Below are 19703 nucleotides of genomic sequence, written 5' to 3' on the forward strand. Positions count from 1 at the left end.
CATTGAGATCGGTCATCGCTGGTGACGCGGTACACGTGGAGGGCCCGTGACACACGCCGACCTGGGGTCATCGGCGCAGAGCGCGCTCCCGGACGCCGCAGGGCCGCAGTTCGCAACGCTGAGTCCGGACGCACCGGGGAACGCGGTCCAATTCAACACCGCGGCCGACCGTGGCGTGGTCTATGCCGTGCAGAACGGCAACCAGTACGTCTACCGGTATGAAGGCACGCCACCGTACCGGGTGCGACTGTTCGCCGGGCGGCAGCCGCTGCGCGACGAGCTCGTCGCGGCGGTGCCGAGCTGGCTGCTGTCCGCCAGGCACCAGGTCGTGCCGTTCTTCGGTCGCGAGGAGGAGCTCGACAGGCTGCGAGAGTGGCGTGACACGGCGGCCTGCGCGCTGTCGGTGCTGCTGCTCACGGGCGACGGCGGCCAGGGCAAGACCCGGCTCGCCCTGCAGTTCGCCGCCGAATGTACGGCCGCGGGGTGGGCGACCGCTGACGTGCGGCACCACAGTGAGCCCGCCGCCGCGGGCGGGGACGAGCAGATCGCGGTGGCGGGCGGCCGCATGCTGCTGGTGGTCGACTATGCGGAGCGGTGGCCGCTGCACGACCTCATCACGCTGCTCGTGCAGCATCAGGCCGCCGCCACCCGTCCCGTCAGGGTGCTGTTGCTGTCGCGTCCGGCGGACTGGCGGCACCAGCTGCGGCACCAACTGGCGAAGGTCGACATCAACGACGTCACGCATCTGGCACTGTCGTCGCTGACCCGCGGCGATGCCGACCGCGTGACGATGTACACGAGCGCCCGCGACCATTTCGCCCGCGTCCTGCGGATCGATCACGCCGGTGATCCGGCTCCGCCGGACATCGGCGGTGCCGGCTCCGACAGCGTGCTCGGCCTGCACATGGCCGCGCTGGCCGCCGTCGACGCGGCCGCGCGGGGCGTCGCCATGCCGGCCAACCGGGCGGGCCTGTCGGCGTATCTGCTGAACCGCGAGCAGGAGCACTGGCAGAGCCTCTTCGAGACGCGGGCAGGGGGCCATCAGACACCCGCTCATCTCATGGCGCGCGTGGTCTACATCGCCGCACTGGAAGGACCGGTCTCGCATGATGACGCGATGACCGTGGCGGGCACCGCCGAACGCGGCCTCACGGCCGTCGAGGTGAGTGCGGCGTTGCGGGACCACCGCTCGTGCTACCCACCGGCGCACGCCGGCGTGGAACTGGAGCCGCTGCGTCCCGACCGGCTCGCGGAGGACTTCGTCGCGCTCATGTCACCCGGTCACGACGCCGACTACGCGGCCGATCCGTGGGCGGGCAACGCCGTCGAACGGCTCGTCGCCCTGCGAACCGGCGAACGCCTGGACGACGGTGGTGGGAAGCTGCTGACGCTGCTGGTCGAGGCGGCGGGCCGGTGGCAGCATCTTGCCGTCGGGTACCTGTACCCCCTGCTGCGGACCCGGCCCGACCTTGCGCTTGCGACGTCGTCGGCGACGCTCAGCACCCTCGCGGCGCTGCCCGACGCCGACATCGACGCGCTGGCAGCGGTCGAGTCGACCTTTCCGGCCGAGTCGCGACTGGACCTCGACGTCGGGTTCGCCGCGATCAGCACCCGGGTGACAGCGCACCGCCTCACCACGACCGACGATCCGCAGCAGCAAGCGGGTCTGTATTTCAACCTCAGTCTCCGGCTTGCCGGTGCCGGTGATCTGGACGCCGCGCTGACCGCGGCGCAACGCAGCGCCGACCTGTACCGGAGCCTGCCTCGTGACGACGCCGACCTGGCCGCCCACGTGACGCTCGCACGGGCGCTGAGCAACCATGCGGGCTGCCTTCAAGCGGTCGGCCGCAACGAGGACGCGCTGGCGACCATGACGGAGGTGATGGCGATCCATGCGCGCTTCATCGGGGAGCTGCCGAGCATCCTGCCCGACGTGGCACACGCAGTCTCACGGCTTGCCATCGTCCTGCACCTCGCCGGGCGGCGCACCGAAGGCATCGAGGCTGCCGACCAGGCAGCCGCCGCCTACCGCGAACTGGCCCGGCACCATCCGGGCAGCTTCGACCACGAGCTGGCGACGGTGCTGTACAACCTGGGGATCCACCGCTCGGAACTCGGTCAGCACGTGGAGGCGTTGCAGACGACCGAGGAGGCGACGGCGCTCTACGAGCGGCTGGCCGGCACGGACCCGGCACAGTTCATGGTGCTGTACGCCGAGTCGCTGAGCAACCTTGCGATCCATCGCGCGGGCGTCGGTCGGTACGCCGATGCCATCGACGCCGCAGCGCGGGCCGTCGACATGGTGCGGCGGGCCGCCGCCGTCAATCCCACGGTCGAGGCGAGGCTCGCCGTGGTGCTGGAGAACCTGGCGCTGCGACAGCACGAGTTCGGTGCGCCTCAGGACGCTGTGGAGACCGGCGCCGAAGCGATCGGGATGTACCGGCGTTTCGCCGTACGCTGGCCGGCGGCGTACGACCCGTTGCTCGCCCGGGCGTTGCTCAACGCCTGCGGGCCGCTCATCGCGGTGCGGGAGCTCGAACGGGCGCTGGCGGCCGCACACGAGAGCGCGCAGGTGTACTCGCGACTCGCCGGGGCGACGCCGATGGCGTTCGAGTTCGACCGATGCCGCGCACAGTTGAACGTCGGCGCGGTGCTCGCGAAACTGGAGCGCTGGGACGACGCCGCCGCCAGCATCGAGAGCGCGGTGCCCGTGCTGCGCCGAGGCGCCGTGGAACAACCCGACGCGTTCGCGCCGGACCTCGCCGCCGCGCTGTCCAACCTCGCCGCCGCGTACACGAAGCTCGAACGCTGGCAGGACGCCCTCGCCTCCGTCGAGGAGGCGATCCGCATACTCAGGCAACCGGAGCGGCAACGCGCGGAAGTCCTGCGGCCGCGACTGGACGCCGCCGAGCAGGCGCTGGCAATCCTGCACCGCGAACACCCGACCCACCGGGCGGAGCGCCTGCTTCGCCAGCTGGCGAACGCGGGCTCTGCCCGCTGCGCCGGTGCGCTCGGTGAGCTCGAATATCGGCGCGGCCGCCTCGACGTCGGCGAGCGGTGGCTCACCGTCGCGGCCACGACCGGTGACCGGCGGGCGATCACGATGCTGGTGCATCTGCTGATGACACACGGCCGGGCCTTCGAGGCCGAGGAGTGGCTGCGGCGGGTGCCGGCGGCGGACGCCGCAGAGATCCGCGCGGTGCTCGGCGGCGGGCCAGAGTCCGAGGAACGCCTCAGACGGGCCGCGGGGTCCGGAGACGTCGAGTCGATGTGGCAGCTCAGTCTCCTGCTGCAATGGCGCGGCCGGCCGACGGCGGCGAACGGCTGGCTCCGCATGGCCGCCGCCGCCGGGCATGTGGACGCCATGGCCCACCTGGGCAAGGTCCTCTCCAGCGGTCCGCGGGTGCGTGAGGCCGAGGCGTGGCTTCGCCGGGCGATCGCGCTCGGCCACACGGAGGCGATGCGCACCCTGGGACTGCTGCTCGGCCGGCAGCGCCGGTACGCTGAATCGCGGCAGCTGCTCGACCGGATGCAGGGCGCACGGCCTCGCCGGAAGAGGCCCAGACGCTGACCTGGGTGCGGACATCGCAACCACGGCGCGGGCTCCTGCTCACCGCGCTGACCGCTCAGCCGTGCAGGGCGGGCCGGTAGATGAGTTCCTGGGTGCGGCCGTCGAGCGTGCGGGTCTCGACCAGCTCCAGGTCGAAGTCGGCCGCGCCCTGGAAGATCGGCTCCGTGCCGGTCCGGCCGGTGATGACCGGGAAGAGCGTCACCTGGACGAAGTCGACCAGGCCGGCGGCCATGAGCGCCCGGTTCAGCGACAGGCTGCCGTGCGATCGCAGGGGCACCCCGGACTCCTGCTTGAGGCGGGCGACGACGTCGGCGGCGTCGCCGCTGACGATGGTCGCGTCCGGCCAGTCGAGGGGTCCTTGCAGGGTGCTCGACACCACGGTCGCCGGGCAGTTCACCATCCGGGTGACCCAGGCGTCGCGGACCTCGGACTCCTCGGTGCTCGCGGCCAGCAGCTGCGAGAACACGCGGTACGTGTCGGCGCCGAAGACCATGCGCTGGTCCTCGGCGTACAGGGCGAGCCGGCGCTCGAGCAGCTCGGGGCCCTGCTTGCCCCAGTAGCCGGTCCAGTCGCCGCCGGCGGTGCCGAAGCCGTCGAGGCTGGAGAAGACGTCGAAGGTGTACGTGGCGGTCATGATGTGCTCCTTTGCGTGTTGGTGTTCAGGCCTGGGACAGCTCGTCGAAGGGGCGCACCTCGATCGGGCCGCAGGCCGCCGCGCACTTCGCGGCCCAGGCCAGGGCCTCGTCCAGGTCGGCGCACTTGATGACCCAGAACCCGGCGATGTGTTCCTTGGTCTCGGCGAACGGCCCGTCGGTCATGCTGGCGGTGCCGTTGTCGACCCGGACGACGGTGGCCCTGTCCGGTGCCAGGAGGCCTCCGGCGAAGACCCAGGCCCCCGCGGCCTGCAGTTCGTCGCTGATGCGGGCGGTCTCCCTGAACATGGTCTGCGTCTCTTCGTCGGACATCTCGGGCGCGCCCTCGACGACGTGCACGGACAGCAGGTACTGCTGCATGACGGGTCCTCCAGAGGATTCGACGGTCGGATGGCGGCGGGTCAGGCGTGCAGGCGGCGGGCGACGGCGGGGATCACGATCGCGGCCGCGACCAGGTGGGTGAGCATCAGCAGCGCCTTGGTGGCCGGTTCGGCGACGGCGACGGCGTCCGGGACCAGCGACAGGACGGTCAGCGCCACCGTCGTGCGCAGGAACGTGCCCCGCGGGCGGCGGGCGAAGCGGGACAGTGCCGCTGCGATGACCACGCCGAGCATGGAGAAGACCGCGGTCAGCATACCGAACCCGGTGACCGGGATCGGCGCGCCGCCCAGGTCCAGGCTGATCCCCGCGGCGTGGCCGGCGGCGGCGACGGCCATGGTGGCGGCGCTCGCGGCGGCCGCGGCGGCGGCACCGGTGCCGGCCAGCGCCGCGATGCTCGACGTGGTGGCGCGGGTCGTGTTCACGGCGGCGGTCATCGTGCCCTCCAGCTGGGGTTCTGGTCCGGCTCGGTGCCGGGCTCTCACCAGGGCTACGAAAAGCGCCGGCCCCGATCGACAGGTCGGCCGGAATTTTTTGAAAACTTTCCGGGGCCGCCGCGCCGGCGGAGGGGCGCGAACGACCGATGTTGGCTCTTGCCAGCCGGCCGGTTCTCGAATAATGATGTAGTCCTTCGTAAGTTCGTCTACACCTCTGCGTAAAGCTTGCCGCCAAAGCCGAGAGGGTGACCGACGCGTCGTGCACTCGCGCGCCCTCTTCCGAGTCGAGGAACCCCTATGAGACGAGCCCTGTGCCTCACCGTCGCCCTGCTCACCGCCCTCACCCTCGCCGCCGGCGCCCCCGCCGCGGCCCACCCCGCCGAAGCGCGGTGGAAACCCCTCACCTACACGTCGGCGCCCGCCGACAACCCGCTCAAGGGCTTCATGCCGTTCGCGGGGGAGTACCAGACGTTCCCGCACAGCATGGAGTGGTTCTACCTGCCGCTGCGCGACGTCATGAGCGGACCGCGGCAGTTCCGCTGGGACGCCTTCGACGCGCAGCTCAACGCCGTCGCCGGTCGTGGCCACCAGGCCGTCTTCCGGTTCTACCTCGACTACCCGGGCAAGCCCACCGGCATCCCGCAGTACCTGCTCGACGCCGGCCTCGTCACCCGGCCGTACCCGGACTTCGGCAACAACGGCGTCAGCGTCGCGCCCGACTACAACGACCCGCGCCTGGTCACCGCCCTGGAGAACTTCATCACCGCGCTGGGGCGCCGCTACGACGGTGACCCTCGCATCGGGTTCATCACCCTCGGGCTCATCGGCTTCTGGGGTGAGTGGCACACCTGGCCCTACGACGGCTGGACCCAGCCCGAGAACTGGATGCCGGGCACCGACGTGCTCACCCGGATTCTCGCCCGGTACGAGGCCGCGTTCGACAAGACGTTCCTGCTCGCCCGGTACCCCAGCCCGCAGAACAAGCCACTGGACATCGGCTACCACGACGACTCGTTCGCGTTCGAGACGCTGCCGGCGCAGTCGTGGCACTTCATGCAGCGGCTCATCGACGAAGGCGTCACCGACAAGTGGCGCACCCAGCCGATCGGCGGCGAGCTGCGCCCGGAGATCCAGTCGTGCCTGTGGGACGAGCCCGTCAGCTGCACGCAGTACGAGAGCTATGCCGAATCCGTCGCGCAGACCCACGCGTCCTGGCTGATCAACCACGCCGCGTTCACCGGCACCGGGTTCACCGGCGACAAGTACCAGCGGGCCGTCGCCGCCGCGAAGTCCCTCGGCTACGAGCTGACCGTCACCGAGGCGGCGCTGGGCCGCGACCGGGTCTCCGTCCGCGTCGCCAACCGTGGCGTCGCACCGTTCTACGCCGACTGGCGCACCGAACTGGCCGCCGTCGACAGCCACGGCCGGATCGTGCGGCGCTGGCACACCGCCTGGAACCTGACCGGCATCCAGCCCGGTCAGGACCCGGCCACACTGTCCGCCCGCATCGACACCGGGGGCCTGCGCCCCGGCCGGTACACGATCGTCATGCGCGTGGACAACCCGCTGCGCAATGGCATCCCGCTGCGCTTCGCCAACACCGCCCAGAACAACAGCACCGGCTGGCTCACGCTCGGCACCGTCTGATTCTGGAAGGGAACCCCGCCCATGCGACCCCTGCGCACACTGGTCGCCGCCGCCACGGCGACCCTGCTCCTCGCCCTGCTGCCCGCCGGAGCCGCCACCGCGGCCCCGGCGGGCCCCCCGCCCCGGCCCGCCGCCGGGCCCGGCCCCGACACCAGCCTCACCACCCACGCCTACGGCTACGCCGACGCCCCGCTCGGGCAGCCGCTGAAAGGCTTCGCCCCGTACCTGTTCCCCGGCGACAACCTGTCCACGAAGTACCCCGGCGGGCTCGTCTGGAGCTACTTCGCCCTCAACGAGGTCATGAAGGACCCTGCCAGCTGCGCAGTGTTCGACTGGAGCGTCTTCGAGAAGGCCCTGGACGAGGCCGCCGTGTGGGGGCGGCAGGTCGCGTTCCGGTTCTACCTGGAATACCCCGGCGGCAGCGGTACCCACCCCGGCAACGGCATCCCGCCGTGCCTGAACGGCAAGACGGCGTTGCGCACCAACGGTTTCTGGGGCACCGTCAGCCCCGACTACGACGACCCCGACGTGATCGCAGCGCTGACCAGCTTCATCACCGCGTTCGCCGGCCGCTACGACCGGGCCGGCCCCGGCGGCACCGCCGACCCGCGCATCGGGTTCATGTCCCTCGGCCTGGTCGGGCTGTGGGGCGAGTGGCACACCTGGCCCTACGACCGCGACGCCGCCGACGGCTACCCGGACCTGATGCCCACCGACGCCACCATCCACACCATCATCGGCGCCTACGACGCCGCGTTCGCCAACATCCAGCTGGAGGTGCGCTACCCCCTCGCCGGCACGGAGACGGCGAACATCGGCTTCCACGACGACTCCTGGCCCTACAAGGAGTGGCGCGGCGGGCAGCTGAAGAGCATGACCCTGCCGGTCTCGATGAACGGCTGGGACGACGCGTTCCTGCAGCTGCAGCTCAACACCGGCACCGAGAACCGGTGGGCCACCCAGTCCATCGGCGGCGAGGCCCGGCCGGAGATCCAGGGCAGCCTCTACACCGACTGGCCAGGCGGCTCCGGCCAGGTCGACAACGTCCTCGCCGCGACCGAGCTCACGCACATCACCTGGATGATCAACCAGACCGGCGCCGGTGGCTACAGCACCAGCGACCCGAAGGTCGCCGCGGGCGTGCGCGCGATGGGCTACAACCTGCACATCCCGCAGGCGAACTTCAACGCCACCGCGGCCGGCACGTTCAAGGTCGGCGTCACCATGCAGAACACCGGCGTCGCCCCGTTCTACTACCCGTGGACGACCGTCATCGGGCTGCGCAACGCCGCCGGCGCCGTCGTCAAGACCTGGGACACGTCCTGGGACCTGCGACAGGTGCAGCCGCTGAAGATCCGGGCGTTCCCCGACTGGAACGTCGGCGCCGACCCGACCTACCTCGACTACGGCCGGCCGGTCAACTTCTCCGCCACGCTCAGCACCGCCGGCGTGCCCGCCGGGTCGTACAGCCTGGTCATGAAGGTCCGCAATCCACTGGAGACGGTCACGCCGGAGGTGCTGCGGGCCCGGCCGGCCGCCAGCCGCCTCACCGACTGGATCATCGACCAGTGGCGCCCGGCGCTGCCGCTGTCGTTCGCCAACGCCAACCAGGGCACCGACGGGTGGGTCAACCTCGGCCCGATCTCGACGACCGGCACCTGCACCGGTGACTGCGCCGCGCCGTCGGCGCCGTCCGGGTTGGCGGTGTCCGGGGTGACGAACACCAGCGTCTCACTGGCCTGGTCGCCCTCGACGGACAACGTTGGCGTCACCGGCTACCAGGTGTTCCGCGACGGCACCCAGGTCGGCACCGTGACCGGGACGGCGTACACCGACACCGGCCGCTCGCCCGGGCAGACATACCAGTACACGGTGCGGGCGGTCGACGCCGCGGGCAACGTGTCGGGACCGTCGGCGGTGGTGCCGGCGACGACCAGCGGCTGCTCCGGTGACTGCACCGCACCGACGGCACCGACACTGATCTCGCCGGCGAAGACCGACACGAGCGTGTCGCTGTCCTGGTCGGGTGCCACGGACACCGTCGGTGTCACCGGCTACGACGTGTACCGGGGGTCCACATTGGTCGGTGCACCGGGCGGCACCACCTACACCGACACGGGACTGACGGCGAACACCGCGTACAGCTACACGGTCAAGGCCCGCGACGCGGCCGGGAACCGTTCCGTGGCCAGCAACACGGTGACGGTGACGACCGCCGCGGCCCCGGCCGGCCTGGTGCTGGACGACTTCGACGGCGCCCCGGCGTACCCGTCGGCGGCGCAGAACGACCTCGGTAGATGGACCGGCGGCAACTGCTTCCTCGACGGCGGCGGCTCCGGCGTGGTGACCGGCGGCGCGTTGAGCCTGCGGTACAACAACTGCGGCTGGTTCGGCTCCGACGTCGGCGCCGACCTCAGCTCCCGCGCCTACCTGGTGATCCGGGTCAAGGGCGCGGCCGGGGGAGAGCAGAGCCACTTCAACCTCGGGCTCGGCGGGACCACGAAGGTGTTCGGCGACTTCACCCTCGACGGCGGCGCCCACCCGGTCATCACCACGTCCTATCAGGACATCCGGATCCCCCTGGTCGCCAACGGGATCAGCCGCACCTCGCCGGGTCAGCTCGCGATGGGCTTCTGGTACGGCGGCAACTCCACCATCACCATCGACAGCATCACCTTCCAGTAGCGGCACGACGGCCCGGCCGGGAAGCTCCGGGCCGGGCCGCACGACCGTCAGTGCACGAACACCGCAGCGTCCCCGTCGGCGGGTGGCCCGCCCGGCAGGGCCGTGGCGAGGACCACGGCGGCGACGGCGGCGGCGACCGCCGCGACCGTGTAGGCGTCGGTGAAGGCGGCGACGGCCGCCGCCGACGCCACCGCGTGGCCCGGTGCCAGGCCGGCGGCGGCGACGGACGACGCGACCGCGACGCCGAGCGCTGCACCGAGCTCGTGGCCGGTGTTCAGCACGCCGGACGCGCGGCCCGCCTCGTGCCCCTCGACGCCGGTCATCACCGACGTGGACGCGGTGATGAAACCGGCGCCGAGCCCGGCCGCGGCCAGGACGAATCCGGGCAGCACGGCGGTGAACGGGTCGTCGTGGACCGAGACCCGGGTCAGCAGGGCGAATCCCGCCGCGGCGACGGCGAACGCGGCGAACGCCACCGGGCGGGCACCGAATCGCCGCAACCCGTGCGCGGTCAGGTGCGCCGAACCGATCGTCGCCACGGTCACCGGCAGGAACAGCAGCCCGGTCCGCAGCGCGGAGTACCCGAAGACGTGCTGGGCGAGCATCGAGGTGAGGAAGAAGCCGGCGATGAGCAGCCCGGACGCGGCCAGCATGACCGCGTTGCCCGCGAGGACCGGCCGGCGCCGCGGCGGTGTCGCGGGCGGCAGCGGGGTGCGCACCGGCCGCCGGGCCACGACGGCGGCGGTCCCGGCCAGGGCCGCGCCCGCGATCGGCAGCAACGCACCGGTCGAGGTCCAGCCGGTGCTCCCGGCCTGGACCAGCCCGTAGATGAGCAGCGCGGCCGTGGCGGTCAGCAGCAGCGCGCCCGGCACGTCGACCCGGCCCGGGTAGCGCGGGGACGCCGGGACCACGAGGTACACCGCGACGCCGACCGCCACGCCGATCGGCACGTTGACGAAGAACACCCAGCTCCAGCCCGGACCCGACACCAGCAGGCCGCCGATGAGCACACCGGCGGCGGCGCCGGCACCGCCGACGGCACCCCACACCGCGAGCGCCTTGTGGCGGCGCGGCCCGTCGAACATCGTGCTCACGATCGACAGCGCGGCCGGGGACAGCAGCGCCGCGCCGACGCCCTGCGCCGCCCGCGCGGCCAGGATGACGACCGTGTCGCCGGCGAGGCCGGCGGTCAGCGACGCCGCGGTGAACAGTGCGAGCCCGGTGAGGAAGACGGTGCGCCGCCCGGCGGTGTCGGCCAGGCGGCCGCCGAGGATGAGCAGGCCGCCGAAGCACAGCGTGTACGCGGTCACGACCCAGGTGGCCGCCGCGCGGCTCAGGCCGAGGTCGCCCGACATCTGCGGCAGGGCGACGTTCACCACGGTCACGTCGAGGATGACCATGAACTGCGCCAGGCACAGCAGTGCCAGGGCCCCCCACCCTCCCCGGCGGACCGTGCCGGGTCCGCCGGCGCTCACCCGTGCGACATCCATGACTACCTCCGATAAACCGTACGTCGTTGTACGGATTAAGGTAGCGCGTGGCAGGCTGTAAACTGAACACATGTGTTCGGGTTCTCAGAACCGGAGTGTGGACGTGGAGGTTTCGGATGCAGGAGCAGGCCGGTGCGCGCGGGCGCCGCGCGGACGCACAGCGCAACGTGGGCGCCATCCTCGCCGCCGCCCGGGAGCGGCTGTCCACGGACCCGACGGCGAGCATGCAGGAGGTCGCCCTGGCCGCCGGGGTCGGACGGGTCACGCTGTACAGCCACTTCAAGTCCCGCACCGAGCTGCTGGACGCCGTCTTCACCCAGGTCATGACCGAGGCCGAGCAGGCCCTCGCGGACGTGGACCTCACCGGCGACGAGCCGGCAGCGCTGGCGCGGCTCATCAGGTCGTCGTGGCGGATCGTCGAGCAGTCCCGGTTGCTGCTGTTCGCCGCGCAACTGGAACTGCCCGCCGACCGCATCCGCGAGTATCACCACCGGCCGCTCGAGCGGCTCGAAAGCCTCATCAGGCGCGGCCGGCGCAACAAGACGTTCCGTGCCGACCTGCCGGTGTCGTGGATGGTGTCCGTCTTCTACAACGTCATCCACGGCGCGGCCGACGAGATCAACGCCGGCCGGCTCACCGCCGAGCGCGCCCCGAAGCTGATCACGACGACGCTGCTGGCGGCGTTCGCACCAGTGACGCCTTGATGTCGCGCTTGAGGACCTTGCCGACCTTGGACCGGGGCAGGTCCGCCCAGATCTCGATCTGCTTGGGTGTCTTCACCGCGCCGATCCGTTCGCGGACGAACGATCCGAGCGCCGCCGGCTCGACGGCGTGGCCGGCGCGCAGTTGCACCACGGCGGTGACCCGCTCGCCCCACTTGTCGTCCGGCAGGCCGACGACGGCGCAGTCCTGCACGGCGGGGTGTTGCATGATCGCCTGCTCGACCTCGGTCGAGTAGACGTTGAAGCCGCCGGTGATGACCATGTCCTTGGCGCGGTCGACGATGAACAGGTAGTTGTCCTCGTCCAGGTAGCCGATGTCGCCGGTGTGGTGCCAGCCGTGCGCCGACGCCGCAGCGGTGGCCGCCGGGTCGTGGTGGTAGCCGCGCATGACCAGCGAGCCGCGCACGACGATCTCGCCCGTTTCGCGCCGGCCCCGCAGCGCGCCGTCCTCGCCCATGATCGCGACCGTGACCAGCGGTGTGGGCCGGCCGGCGGAGGCGAGCCGCTCGGTGGCGATCGTGCCGTCCGGGCGGAAGTGGTCGCGCGGGGCCATCGTGGAGATCATCATGGGCGCCTCGGTCTGGCCGAACAGTTGCGCCATGACCGGGCCGATGCGCCGCAGCGCCTCTTCGAGACGGGCGGGCGAGATCGGCGCGGCGCCGTACCAGAAGCACTGCAGCGACGACAGGTCCGTGTCGTCGAGGCATTCGTGCGCGAGCAGCATGTAGATCAGCGTGGGCGGCAGGAACGTGTGCGTGACCTGATGGGTCTGCACCAGATCCAGGAAGACGCCGAGCCCGGGGCCGCGCATCACGACGATCTCGCCGCCGAGGGCCAGCACCGGGAAGCACAGCACGCCCGCGGCGTGGGTGAGCGGCGCGAGGGCGAGGTAGACGGGACGGCCGTCGAACGGGTAGCTCATCAGCGTGATGGCCGTCATCGTCTCCAGGTTCGTCCCGGTCAGCTCGACGCCCTTGGGCCGGCCGGTGGTGCCGCCGGTCCCGACGATCATCGCCAGGCCGTCATGGGACGGTTCGTCGACAGAGGCGACGCCGAGCGCCAGGAAGTCGTCCCAGCTCAATGTGTCGTCCTGCAAAAAACCGTCCAGGCACACCAGCGTGGTGAGCCCCGGCAGGTCGGCGCGGATCTGCCCGACGAGCGGCGCGAACCGCTCCTGGAAGATCAGCGCGACGCAGCCGAACAGGTCGAGCAGCTCGCGGTTCTCGGCCGCCTCGTTGCGCGGGTTGATCGGGCACCACACCGCGCCGGCGCGGCTGATGCCGAACACGCACGTGAAGGCCGTCGGGTCGTTGGCCGACAGGATCGCGACCCGGTCGCCGGGCCGCACGCCCCGGGCCGCCAGCGCCGCGGCGACACGATGGCTGAGGTGCTGCACCTCGGCGTAGGTGCGGGATTGCCCGTCGGTGGTCAGGCAGGGCGCGCCGGCGTCGAGCGACGCGCCCTTGTCCAGGTAGTCGACCAGCCGCACGGCACTCAGCTCCCGATGGTGACGACGGGTTCGCGGACCAGCCCGAAGCTGCTGAGCACGCCGAGCAGTTCGCGGTGCCCGAACGCCTGGCAGCCCGAGGCGAAGCCGGTGCGCTTCGGCGGGCGCTGCAGCAGCGAGTACGCCGCGTACGCCTGCAGCAGGCCGGTCTGCTTGTAGTTGGAGTTGCCATGGATCACGCAGTGGGCCCGGCCGAGCGGCCCGGACGCGTGCACCGAGTCCAGGGACTTGTTGACCCGTGGGTTCTCCCGGGGCGGCATCTGGTTCATCACCTGCGCGGCGGTGGCCGTCAGCGCGGCGTACTGCTCGTCGGGTGGCAGGTCCTTCGTCGCCTCGACGGCGGCGGCCACGATCTGCGGGACGCCGAGCATCAGCGGCCGGTTGAACACGCCGCCGAGCACCTTGACGTTGGCGACCCTCGGGTCGCGGCGATACCAGACGGGATGCGACGTGCCGCCCCAGGGCAGGGCGAGCGCCAGTTCGTGCTGGCCCGGGATGACCAACTGGTAGAGCCCGGCCTCCGGGTCCCACGGCACGTAGCGGTTCTGCTCCAGGTGGAAGGCGCCCGCGAGCGCGGCGTTGACCAGGATCGTCAGGGTCGACGCGATCGTCGGGCTGCCGCCCCAGAACACCGCGATGTCGAGGGTGTCCAGGCCGGGCCGCTCCAGGCACAGCTCCGCCGCGATCTCGCCGGTGGTGTACATGTGCGCCACGCCGGGCGCCAGCAGCAGGTCCTCCGCGGCGAAGTCGGCGCCGTACAGCTCGTCGCAGGTGATGAGCCAGTCCTGCTCGCCGGTGGTGTCGAGGTAGTGGGTCCCGGTGGCCAGGCACGCCTCGACGACCGAGGGGCCGAGCTTGGCGAACGGGCCGACGGTGTTGCACACGACCTCCGCGCCGGCGAAGAGGTCCTTGAGCGCCTCGACGTCGTGGCCGACCTCGACGATCTCGTAGTCGGCGGTCTCGATGCCGGCCACGTGGGTCTCCATCGCGGCCTTGAGCTTGCCGCCGTCGCGGCCGGCGGCGATGAAGGGGACGTTGTACTCGCGCAGGTACTCGCAGATCAGCCGGCCGGTGTACCCGGACGCGCCGTAGACGACGACGGGCTTGTCGGTCATGGTCACATCCCCATTCCGCCGTCGACCGGCAGGCCGACGCCGTTGATGAAGGCGGCCGCGTCGGAGGCCAGGAAGACCACGGCGGAGGCCATGTCGGCGACGTCACCGAGCCGGCCGGACGGGGTGAGCCCGATGACCGCGCCGACCGCCTCCTCCGGCGAGCCGAACAGGCCGAGCCGCGCGACGTCGTTGGCCAGGCCGGCCCCCATCGCGGTCGGCACCAGGCCGGGATAGATGCAGTTGACCCGCACGCCGTAGCCGAGCTTGCCGGACTCCATCGCCGCGACGCGGGTGAGCCGGTCGACGCCGGACTTGGTGGCCGAGTACACGCCGATGCCGGGGAATGCGATGGTCGCGGCGACCGAGGCCACGTTGATGACCACGCCGCCGTTGCCGGCCGCGCCGCCCGGGCGCATGGCGCGGAACGCGTGCTTGATCCCGAGCGCCGTGCCGAGCAGGTTCACCTCCAGCTGCTTGCGGGCGGCCGCGGCGTCCAGGTCGACGAGCAGGCTGGTGATCTCGATGCCGGCGTTGTTGACGAGGATGTCCAGGCCGCCGAGCAGCTCGGTGGCCTGACCGACGGCGGCCTCCCAGGCGGCGTCGTCGGTGACGTCCAGGTGCACGAACCCGTGCCCGTCGCCGAGCGACTCGGCCACCTTGGGGCCGAGGTCCTGCTGCAGGTCGGCGACGACGACCTGCGCGCCGGCGGCGGCCAGCGCCCGGGCCATGCCCTCGCCGAGGCCCTGCGCCGCGCCCGTGACCAGTGCCTTGCGTCCGTTGAGATCGAGTTGGGTCATGAAGTGCTCCCAGGGTGTGGCGGGTGAGACTCCCATCACAGTCCTGAGTCTTGACGGTTGTCAAGAAAAATCTTGACGGTTGTACAAGGAAATTTGGACACATGGTCAGGACCGGTCGTGACCACCTAGGATGTGAGGGTGGCTCCCTTTCACACCGAGCGCAGACGCGCGGTGCGCCCCGCCGACAAGTTCGACGCGCGCCGTGACCAGCTCGCCGAGTCCGCGCTCACCACCCTGGGCGAGCTCGGCTATGCGCGCGCCTCGCTGCGGGAGATCGCGAACAACTCGCCGTTCAGCCACGGCGTCGTGCACTACTACTTCCAGGACAAGCTCGAGCTGGTCATCTACAGCGTCCGCTACTACAAGGCCCGCTGCGTCACCCGCTACGACCCGGTCATCGCCGAAGCCACCACCGCCGACGGCCTGCTCGACGCGTTCGCCGACAAGCTCGCCGAGACGATCCGCGACGAGGCGCCGATGCACCGCCTCTGGTATGACCTGCGCACCCAGAGCATGTTCGAGGACCAGCTCCGCGACGCCGTCACCCTCATCGACGAGACGCTCGAGTCGATGATCTGGCGGGTGATCAGCCGGTATGCGGAGCTCGCCGACCGGCCGGCGGCACTGGAGTCCAGGGTCGCCTACGGCGTCCTGGACGGGCTGTTCCAGCAGGCGCTGCTCGACCACGTCGCCGGGCGCACCGAGGCGCTCACCGCCCTCGTCGACCGCGTCCACGCCGTGATGCCGCTGATGCTCGCGCGCTGAGCACCCCGGGCGCCGAGGGTCAGGACGTGCTCGCGGACGGCACCCCGTCGGCGCACGTGACGGTCATGCGCGCCAGGTCGTTGCCGTGCTTGAACGTGATCGACGCGGCCGCGGCCGGACCCGCGTTGTAGCTGTCCACCCGGTAGGACGTCGCCGCCGCCCACGACAGCAGCTGGGCCCGGCCGTCGGTGGTGCAGGTGGCCCGGACCGACCCGCCGGGCGAGCTCAGCGTGCGCACCTGCGGCGGCGGTGGTGTCGGATCGGCCGTCGGTGACGGTGGCGGCACCGCGGTCGTGCCCGGTTCGGCGGCACCCGTGCCCGTGCCCGCCGCGGATGGCGTACCGGATGCGCCCGGCCGCGCGCTCCCGAGCGCGGGACGGTCGCCGTGGCGTTCCGGGCGTGGCGGACCCGGCGACCGCCGTCGTCGCGCCGCCGGACAGCACGGCGGTCCGCGGGTCGACGGAGCCCGGGTCCTGGTCCGGCTCCGCGGCCATGGCCGCCCCGACCAGCACCGCCGCCACCACGGCGAGCCCGGCGGCGACGGCGCCGGCGGCGAACAGGCGCGGACGGGCCGGCGCCGGCCCGTCCGGCGGGATGAGGACCACCGACGGTTCACCGCCGCGGACGGGACCCGCCGCGGCGTGGGCCCGCTCGTCGGTGACGACCTGGAGGCTGGCGGCCGCGGCGAGCACGGCGGCGATCTCCTGCGCGTCCGGCCGCCGGGCCGGGTCCTTGCGCAGGCACCGCTCGCACAGCTCGACCACCTCGGCCGGCACGCCCGGCAGGTCCGGCAGCGGCGTCGGCTCGGTGTACACGTGCGCCGTGAGCAGCTGCGTCGTGGTGTCCGTCTGCCACGGCAGGTGACCGGCGATCAGCTTGTACAGGATGACGCCGAGCGCATACACGTCGGAGGCGGGTTCGACGGCGTCGTCGGTGAGCCGCTCCGGGGCCAGGTATGACGGCGTGCCCAGCACCACGTCGGGCGGGTCCCCTTCGCCGCCCGGGCCGGCCGAGGCGGCGATACCGAAGTCGACGACCTTGGCACCCGCCGCCGTCACGATCACGTTCGCGGGTTTGATGTCGCGGTGCACGAGCGAGGCGGCGTGCGCGGCCGTCAGCGCCGCCGCGACCTCGGCGCAGATGCGGAAGGCGACCTGCGGCTCGACCGGCCCCTCGGCGATGCGCTGCTGCAGGGTCGGCCCGGTGACCAGCTCCATCACCACGTACGGGACGGTCAGGCCGTCCTCCTCGACCTCACCGTAGTCGTGCACCTGGGCGATGTTCGGATGCGACAGGGTCGCGGCCGTCCTGGCCTCGACCCGGATCCGCTGCAGCGATGCCAGGCTCGTGGCGTGCCGTCCGGCCAGCATCTTCACGGCGACGGAGCGGCCGAGCACGGCGTCGGTCGCGGCCCAAACGACCGCCATCCCGCCGCTGCCCAGCTCCCGCTCCAGCCGGTAACGCCCGCCCAGCACCCGCTGCTCCTGCACGTCCGGCTGCCTCCATCCATCGACGTCCACGCCGTATCGTGCGCGAGTCGGCGGAGGAATGCCACCTCAACCTTCAGCACCCGCAGTGCACGAAGCGTGGCGGACAGTGCCGCCGGGCCGTCCTCAACGGCGGCGGCGGTAGTGGTGCACGACGAGCGCGGCCGCGCAGGCCAGCGTGACCAGCCCGAAGCCGACGCCCAGGAGGGCGTTGCCGCCGGCGGTGTTCACGGTCGCGTTGGCGGCGGCGCTGAGGATCAGCAGCAGCCACAGCACGGGGCGGAGCATGCCGCCGCGGGACGGCGCGCTGGTGGTGTCGGGCTCGGCGATGCGGTATCGGTCGGTCATGACTGCTCCCTTGGGCGTCTGGTCGGTGATGACCCCAACGCTAGGCAGCCGCGCCCCCGCCGACGATCCAGCCAGCGAGTCGACCGGGGTACAGCAGGCTGTACTTTCTCCGGCCATCGTGGGCCGTGCCGTCCGCCGTCGCCTATTGTCGCTGCCGGAGGTGTTCATGACGGCGGTGCGGCAGTACCTGCGGGACCGGGTGCGCACGACCGTCGACGCCCTCGAGCACCTCGTCGGTGGCCTCGGCACGGCGATCCTGGCCTTCGCGACGTTCATGCTGCTGTTCGTGGTGGCGCTCGCGTCCGTGGTCGGCATCGGCCTGGCGGTGGTCCCGTCGGCGCTGCAGGCGGCCCGGTCCGCCGCGAACCGGGAACGGGGGCGGCTGTCGCGGTGGGGCGCCGGCCTGCCGGTGCCGCCGCCGGTCCCCGGCGACCTGCGCGGCGCCCTGCGTGACCCGTGGGTGCGGCGCGAGGCCGCGTTCGTGGCCACGCACGGCACGGCCGGGCTCGGGCTGGGCCTGATCGGGCTGTCGCTGCCGCTGTCCGCCGTGCAGTACCTGCTGTTCCCGCTGTACTACTGGGCGCTGCCGCCGGACGTGGGCGGCCCCGGCCTCGTGTACTGGCGCATCGGCGGGCTGCTCGACGCGCTCGCCGTCGCGCTCATCGGCGTCGGCTGGCTCGCCGTGTCCGTCGCGCTCATCCCCAGGATGGCCCGCTGGCAGGCGGCGCCGGGCCGGCGGCTGCTGGCGCCGCCGCACGACGTGGACATGTCGCTGCGCATCGCCGAGCTGACCGCGACCCGCGCCGCCGCGCTGGACGCGCACGCGGTCGAGCTGCGCCGCATCGAACGGTCCCTGCACGACGGGGCGCAGAACCGGCTTGTCGCGGTCACCGTGCTGCTCGGCGCCGCGAAACGGGCCCTCGCCCGGGATCCTGCACTGGCGGAGGAGGTCCTGGACCGCGCGCACGACGCCGCCGAGCTCGCGCTCGCGGAACTGCGGGCCGTGGTGCGCGGGATCCTGCCGCCGGTGCTGGACGACCGGGGACTCGCCGGCGCGCTCGACGGGCTGGCAGCCGGCTGCGGCGTGCCGTGCACCGTGGAGGTCGACGTCCCGGGCCGGTGCGCGGCGTCGGTCGAGGCGACGGCGTACTTCGTGGTGGCGGAGGCGCTCACCAACGTCGCCCGGCACAGCGGCGCCGGCGCGGCGGCCGTCACCGTGCGCCGCGACGCCGACCGGCTGCACGTGACGGTGGCCGACGACGGCCACGGCGGCGCCGACGAGGGCCACGGCTCGGGGATCGGCGGCATCCGCCGGCGGGTCGAGGCGCACGACGGCCGGTTCACCCTGACCAGCCCACCCGGTGGGCCGACGACGATACTCGTGGAGCTGCCGTGCGGATCGTGATCGCCGAGGACGACGCCCTGCTGCGGGAAGGCCTGGCGCTGCTGCTGCGGGCCGAATCGCTCGACGTGGTCGCCACCACCGGCTCGCCGGACACGTTCCTGGCCGCGGTCGACGAGCACCGCCCCGACGTGGCGATCGTCGACGTGCGGATGCCGCCCACCCACACCGACGAGGGCATCGTGGCCGCCGTCGAGGCCCGGCGCCGCCAGCCGGACCTTGCGGTGCTGGTGCTCTCGGCGTACGTCGAGCAGGCGTTCGCCACGGACCTCCTCGCCGGGGGAGCGACCCGGCTCGGCTACCTGTTGAAGGAACGCGTCGGCCGGGTCGAGGAGTTCCTCGAGGCGCTGCACCGCGTCGCCGGCGGTGGCACGGCCATCGACCCGGAGGTGGTCGGCCAGCTGTTCGCCCGCAGCCGTCCCGACAGCACCCTGAGCCTGCTCAGCCCCCGCGAACGCGACGTGCTCGCCCTGATGGCCGAGGGCCTCGGCAACACCGCGATCGCGGAGCGGCTGTTCGTCACCGAAGGCGCCGTGCACAAGCACATCCGCAGCATCTTCGCCAAGCTCGGCCTCGCGCCGGACGACCGCGCCGACCGGCGGGTCACGGCCGTCCTGCGGCACCTGGAGGACACCCAGCGCCGCGCGTAGGTACAGCCTGCTGTACCCCGGTTCGCCAGCACGCTGGATCGATCATCGA

At 72.2% G+C, this 19703-nt stretch carries 15 protein-coding genes and 1 pseudogene; 7 read left to right on the plus strand and 9 right to left on the minus strand.

Going from position 1 to position 19703, the window contains the following annotated elements:
* Positions 1-46: 46 nt before the first annotated feature.
* Positions 47-3571 (plus strand): tetratricopeptide repeat protein, encoded by a 3525-nt coding sequence (locus OHA72_RS35590; RefSeq protein WP_327000433.1) that lies wholly within the window; start codon positions 47-49, stop codon positions 3569-3571.
* Between the two features lie 55 nt (positions 3572-3626).
* Here OHA72_RS35590 and OHA72_RS35595 read toward each other — a convergent pair whose 3' ends face one another.
* Genes OHA72_RS35595 through OHA72_RS35605 form a run of 3 tightly spaced genes read right to left on the minus strand, consistent with a single transcriptional unit; the run spans position 3627 to position 5039 of the window.
* Positions 3627-4205: a dihydrofolate reductase family protein gene (locus OHA72_RS35595; RefSeq protein WP_327000434.1), complete on the minus strand. Its 579-nt coding sequence runs from the start codon at positions 4203-4205 to the stop codon at positions 3627-3629.
* A 25-nt stretch (positions 4206-4230) separates the two neighbouring features.
* Positions 4231-4584 carry a YciI family protein gene (locus OHA72_RS35600; RefSeq protein ID WP_327000435.1) on the minus strand — a complete coding sequence of 118 codons (354 nt, stop codon included), beginning with the start codon at positions 4582-4584 and terminating at the stop codon, positions 4231-4233.
* A 41-nt stretch (positions 4585-4625) separates the two neighbouring features.
* Complete coding sequence (locus OHA72_RS35605; RefSeq protein ID WP_327000436.1) at positions 4626-5039, minus strand: DUF6069 family protein; 414 nt, start codon at positions 5037-5039, stop codon at positions 4626-4628.
* Positions 5040-5336: 297 nt separating this feature from the next.
* On the opposite strand from OHA72_RS35605, the gene OHA72_RS35610 reads away from it, so the two are divergent.
* The gene (locus tag OHA72_RS35610; protein ID WP_327000437.1) at positions 5337-6686 is read left to right on the plus strand and encodes a DUF4832 domain-containing protein; all 1350 of its coding nucleotides are present in this window, start codon (positions 5337-5339) and stop codon (positions 6684-6686) included.
* Between the two features lie 21 nt (positions 6687-6707).
* Positions 6708-9371: a fibronectin type III domain-containing protein gene (locus tag OHA72_RS35615; protein ID WP_327000438.1), complete on the plus strand. Its 2664-nt coding sequence runs from the start codon at positions 6708-6710 to the stop codon at positions 9369-9371.
* A gap of 47 nt (positions 9372-9418) precedes the next feature.
* Here OHA72_RS35615 and OHA72_RS35620 read toward each other — a convergent pair whose 3' ends face one another.
* The gene (locus tag OHA72_RS35620) at positions 9419-10861 is read right to left on the minus strand and encodes an MFS transporter (protein WP_327000439.1); all 1443 of its coding nucleotides are present in this window, start codon (positions 10859-10861) and stop codon (positions 9419-9421) included.
* A 116-nt stretch (positions 10862-10977) separates the two neighbouring features.
* Here OHA72_RS35620 and OHA72_RS35625 point away from each other — a divergent pair, with 116 nt between their 5' ends.
* Complete coding sequence (locus OHA72_RS35625; RefSeq protein ID WP_327000440.1) at positions 10978-11565, plus strand: TetR/AcrR family transcriptional regulator; 588 nt, start codon at positions 10978-10980, stop codon at positions 11563-11565.
* Here the strand turns inward: OHA72_RS35625 and OHA72_RS35630 are convergent.
* From OHA72_RS35630 to OHA72_RS35640, 3 genes are read right to left on the minus strand one after another with little or no spacing between them, the layout of a single operon-like run.
* Complete coding sequence (locus OHA72_RS35630; RefSeq protein ID WP_327000441.1) at positions 11522-13072, minus strand: AMP-binding protein; 1551 nt, start codon at positions 13070-13072, stop codon at positions 11522-11524. The two genes, OHA72_RS35625 and OHA72_RS35630, sit on opposite strands and share 44 nt — an antisense overlap.
* Before the next feature lie 5 nt (positions 13073-13077).
* On the minus strand, positions 13078-14205 hold the full coding sequence (locus OHA72_RS35635) for a DUF5938 domain-containing protein (RefSeq protein ID WP_327000442.1): 1128 nt from the start codon (positions 14203-14205) through the stop codon (positions 13078-13080).
* A gap of 2 nt (positions 14206-14207) precedes the next feature.
* Positions 14208-15002, minus strand: coding sequence for an SDR family NAD(P)-dependent oxidoreductase (locus OHA72_RS35640; RefSeq protein ID WP_327000443.1), 795 nt, complete (start codon positions 15000-15002; stop codon positions 14208-14210).
* Between the two features lie 138 nt (positions 15003-15140).
* Here OHA72_RS35640 and OHA72_RS35645 point away from each other — a divergent pair, with 138 nt between their 5' ends.
* On the plus strand, positions 15141-15767 hold the full coding sequence (locus OHA72_RS35645; RefSeq protein WP_327000444.1) for a TetR/AcrR family transcriptional regulator: 627 nt from the start codon (positions 15141-15143) through the stop codon (positions 15765-15767).
* A gap of 749 nt (positions 15768-16516) precedes the next feature.
* Here the strand turns inward: OHA72_RS35645 and OHA72_RS35650 are convergent.
* Both OHA72_RS35650 and OHA72_RS35655 read right to left on the minus strand, forming a co-directional pair.
* Positions 16517-17194: pseudogene (locus tag OHA72_RS35650) on the minus strand (serine/threonine-protein kinase); the annotation flags it as partial.
* A gap of 186 nt (positions 17195-17380) precedes the next feature.
* Entirely contained in the window at positions 17381-17602 is a 222-nt protein-coding gene (locus OHA72_RS35655; RefSeq protein ID WP_327000445.1) for a hypothetical protein, read from the minus strand.
* A gap of 166 nt (positions 17603-17768) precedes the next feature.
* Between OHA72_RS35655 and OHA72_RS35660 the strand changes: the two genes are divergently transcribed.
* A complete protein-coding gene (locus tag OHA72_RS35660) occupies positions 17769-19007 on the plus strand; it encodes a sensor histidine kinase (RefSeq protein ID WP_327000446.1) in 1239 nt (412 codons plus the stop codon).
* A complete protein-coding gene (locus tag OHA72_RS35665) occupies positions 18995-19654 on the plus strand; it encodes a response regulator (protein ID WP_327000447.1) in 660 nt (219 codons plus the stop codon). The genes OHA72_RS35660 and OHA72_RS35665 overlap by 13 nt, the downstream gene beginning before the upstream one ends.
* Positions 19655-19703 lie beyond the last annotated feature (49 nt).

It is taken from the genome of Dactylosporangium sp. NBC_01737, from assembly GCF_035963215.1.
In the GTDB taxonomy this organism is placed as follows: Bacteria; Actinomycetota; Actinomycetes; order Mycobacteriales; family Micromonosporaceae; genus Dactylosporangium.